Genomic DNA, 3,793 nt, shown 5'->3' on the forward strand with positions numbered 1-3,793 from the left:
AAAGTGTTATACAATATACGCATGGAGGGCCGTGGGGCTAAAGAAATATTGGAGTATAAAGAGTTGTTAGATCAAAGGATTATTACCGAAGAAGAGTTCGAAGTGTAGAAAAAAGTAATTATTAGGTATATAGATGAAACGCTCAGATGAGCGTTTTTTTATTTATATATTCGCAAGTAAAACAACATAATATCACTATGAATCCTTATAACAATATGAATTTTTGCATATTTTAAAATTTAATATATCCCTTAAAAACTTTTAATTGTATAATATATTTTGTCATATTTTTAGATTTTTCGACATAAACCAACAAAAATAGAGAGCGTATTGGGAGAAGACATTATGTATACAAAACTATTAAAATCAATTACATCATTATCACTTATTGGTGGTGCGTTGTTATATACAAATGGCAGCGATGTAAAAGCTGCTGAAGTGGGTGTTTTTTCTGATGTGCCGACATCACATTGGTCATATCCTGCGATTAAAGATTTAGCGAGTAAAAATATTATTTCCGGTTATGGAAATGGGATATTTGGTTTTGGAGATGTTGCGACAAGGGAGCAAGTTGCAGCTTTAATTTATCGAGTGTTAGTACCGAATAAACAAGGCGGTTCGTTTAGTAATGATGGAACTCGTTACGTATTAAAGGATGGATCTACGTTTAAAAATCCTTACGGTGATATTAATCAAAGTTCTACAATGTTCCCAGAAGAGGTATTAACTTTAACGAATTTAGGAGTTTTTAAAGGTGATGAAAATGGCCAATTTAGACCGAAAGCTTCTGTGAATCGTGCGGAAATGGCACAAATTCTTACGAATGCTTTCCATCTTGCGGCAAAACAAAAACATACCTTTAAGGATGTTCCAAATCCATTTTGGGCAGAAAATGCAATTAGTGCGGTGCAGTCAAATGGAATCGCAGATGGCACAGGGAACGGGAATTTTGAACCGTATGGCACAGTAACACGTGAACAGTATGCGCAGTTTTTATATAAAACTTTGAAGTATAAAAATGCTGATGTGAAAGATACAGGGGATGCGGCATTATTAAAAGCGTTTAAAGAGGAAGTACAAAAGCGTATTAATACATACGAGACAAATATTACACTGCCATATAAAACGAAAAATAATAATACAGACGAAGTGATGAATACACTTTTTAACGCATATAAAGAAGTGGCAAGTAAAAATGAGTATACAAATAATAATAGATCGAATGTTTCATATGGGCTTTCTGGATCACCTGGAAATTATACGTTTACGCTTAAGATTACATATCGTGAAACGAAAGAACAGACGGAATATGTCATGAAACAAGCGAAAGCAATCGTTTCTTCTATCACTCAAGTTGGAATGGATGATCACGAAAAAGTGAAGGCGATTCATGATTACATAGTAAAGCATGTTTCTTATGATACGTCTTATAAAGCTTATACAGCATATGAAGCACTTGTAAATCGTTCTGCGGTTTGCCAAGGTTACGCACTATTAACTTATCAATTATTAAAAGAAGCAGGAATTGAAAATCATTTCGTGACAGGAACTGGGGACGGACAACCTCATGCTTGGAATTTAGTGAAAATCGAAAACAAATGGTATCACCTTGATACAACATTCGATGATCCGGTTCCAGATGAGCAGGGCCGCGTAACGTATTCGTATTTCAATTTATCAGATGAACAAATCGCAAGAAATCATGAGTGGAACCGTGGAGACTATCCGCAAGCTACAACAAATTATTATAGTACACTGACAAATAAAATTGCGGCAGGTAGTACGAAAACGCCTGCATATCAGCAAATATTAAAAGATACAAAGTTAAACTATTTAGGAAATGAATATATCGCAAATAACTATACCGAATTAAAAAATAAAATGCAGCAGCGTTATAGTGCAAAGCCAGAGAAAATTGAAGTGTTATACAAGCAATCAATGAATGGTGCACTACAAGATGTGAAAAAGGTAATTGGCGAAATCGATTATCCGCAAGGGGCAAACCGAGTTTCTTATAAAGCGGAGCCGTACAATGCGAAAGAAGGGTATTCTTTAGTGACGATTACGTTTACGTATTAAGAATGAGAAAAAGCATCTGTTTCAGATGCTTTTTTTATTATATTGATTCGACAAAATATGACAGGTGAAAGCGAATTGGTCTGTTATGATAATTTTTGGAATTTTACATTTTAGAGGATTAATCATGAATAAAAAGAAGATTTTCGCTGTGTTAATAGGAATTGTAGCCTTATTTGTAATTATTAATGTAGTTGTTACGAAAGAGAAAACGACATCAACCAGTGAAAAAATGTACTCTGAGAAAGAATATAATAAATTAGTAGATGAACATTTTGAAGAAACGCAAAAGTTGAAAAGTGATATGAGTGTGTTAGAAACTGAAAAAAAATCTCTTGAAGAGCAAATGAAGGCGAAGAATAAGCAAGGATAAAACAAAAACGCTATCTTTTAAAAAGGTAGCGTTTTTGTTTTGGGTTATAAAGTTATTCCTACATTTGACATATACAGTCTGACTGTATAAAATTAAACTATACAGTTTAACTATATAGTTTAGCTATATAGTTATCGTTACATTGGAGGTCTTTATGAATAGAGATAAAAATTTACCATTAACGGAAACAACGTATTACGTTCTTTTAGCTTTATTAGAGCCAGCTCATGGATATTTAATTATGCAAAAGGTGGAGGAACTGAGTAATCATCAAGTGAAAATCGCAGCGGGTACATTGTATGGTGCGGTGGAAAATTTATTAAAACAAGGGTTAATAGAATCGGTAAAAAGTGAAGATAAAAGAAGAAAAGTGTATGTCATTACGGAACGCGGGAAAGAAGTATTGCATTTAGATTTTATGAGAATGCAGCACATTATTGCGGTTACAAAAAGTTTATTACACGTATAGTTAGGAGGAAACGATGATGTGGAGATTAAAATTCTTTTTAGACTTTGAGAAAGAGGAAAAATGGTTAGAAGAGATGGCTTGGAAAGGCTATCAACTAGAAAGCAATACATTTGGTTATACATTTAGATATACAGAACCGGAAGATGCGACGATTAAAATAGACCATAGAGTATTTAGTAGAAAAAGTGATTTTATTAATTACTGCACATTATTTGAAGATAGTGGTTGGGAGCATATAGCTGGTAATCGGTGGTCAGGTACGCAATATTTTAAAAAGGTAGATGAAGAAAGTGAAGATGACATTTTTTCAGATCCAATGTCACGAGCAGGGAAGTATAAGCGTCTATCTAAAACATTTTTAGAATTAGCGATCTGTTATTTGCCGATATTATTTTTATTTATGTATAGTAATACAATGAATTTAGGAGCCTTTGTAAATCCGAAAGAACTATACTTGACGCCAGGATTATGGGATAAGCAAGGTGCATCATTTCTATGGTCATTCTTATTTGAAACGCCATTTGCATTAATGAGAGGACTTTTTTTGATATTTATCCCCGTTGCGACATGTATGTTTTTCGTTTGCTCGTATAAAGCAAATCGATTGTATGAAGAGAGAAGATGATAGGAGAAATCCCCTTAAAGTAGCTGCTTTGAGGGTTTTTTGAATTTGTAAATGACTCTTCTTAAAATAGATATGAGATTAGAGAAGGACAATGATGTATTGGAGGTCACTATATCAAAAAAGAAAATTGTATGTCTAGACGCATTTTAAATACAAAATAACCGATTCCTTATACGTTAAGAAACCGGTTATTTATTCCCCCACTTTTTTAGTGGGCTTTTTCTTATAATGGTCTTAAATGATTGATTTA

Annotated in this window: 3 protein-coding genes and 1 pseudogene; all 4 read left to right on the forward strand. The window is 33.4% G+C overall.

Annotated elements, in window-relative coordinates; translation table 11 throughout:
- Positions 1-345 precede the first annotated feature (345 nt).
- The 4 genes and pseudogenes from ABWK52_RS22250 (at position 346) to ABWK52_RS22265 (ending at position 3,543) form a co-directional block, all read left to right on the forward strand.
- A complete protein-coding gene (locus ABWK52_RS22250; RefSeq protein ID WP_098542369.1) occupies positions 346-2,079 on the forward strand; it encodes an S-layer homology domain-containing protein in 1,734 nt (577 codons plus the stop codon).
- Positions 2,080-2,203: 124 nt separating this feature from the next.
- A pseudogene (locus ABWK52_RS22255) lies at positions 2,204-2,428 on the forward strand (hypothetical protein); the annotation flags it as partial.
- A gap of 175 nt (positions 2,429-2,603) precedes the next feature.
- Positions 2,604-2,918 carry a PadR family transcriptional regulator gene (locus ABWK52_RS22260; RefSeq protein WP_001078063.1) on the forward strand — a complete coding sequence of 105 codons (315 nt, stop codon included), beginning with the start codon at positions 2,604-2,606 and terminating at the stop codon, positions 2,916-2,918.
- Between the two features lie 13 nt (positions 2,919-2,931).
- Positions 2,932-3,543 carry a DUF2812 domain-containing protein gene (locus ABWK52_RS22265; RefSeq protein WP_002060866.1) on the forward strand — a complete coding sequence of 204 codons (612 nt, stop codon included), beginning with the start codon at positions 2,932-2,934 and terminating at the stop codon, positions 3,541-3,543.
- Positions 3,544-3,793: the final 250 nt, after the last annotated feature.

It is taken from the genome of Bacillus sp. AP50 (assembly GCF_040492675.1).
Taxonomy (GTDB): domain Bacteria; phylum Bacillota; class Bacilli; order Bacillales; family Bacillaceae_G; genus Bacillus_A; species Bacillus_A cereus.

What these genes read in the sequence shown, in the direction of transcription:
- ABWK52_RS22250 (WP_098542369.1), top strand. Translation starts at nt 346, where the DNA reads ATGTATACAAAACTATTAAAATCAATTACATCATTATCACTTATTGGT.
- ABWK52_RS22260 (WP_001078063.1), top strand. Translation starts at nt 2,604, where the DNA reads ATGAATAGAGATAAAAATTTACCATTAACGGAAACAACGTATTACGTT.
- ABWK52_RS22265 (WP_002060866.1), top strand. Translation starts at nt 2,932, where the DNA reads ATGATGTGGAGATTAAAATTCTTTTTAGACTTTGAGAAAGAGGAAAAA.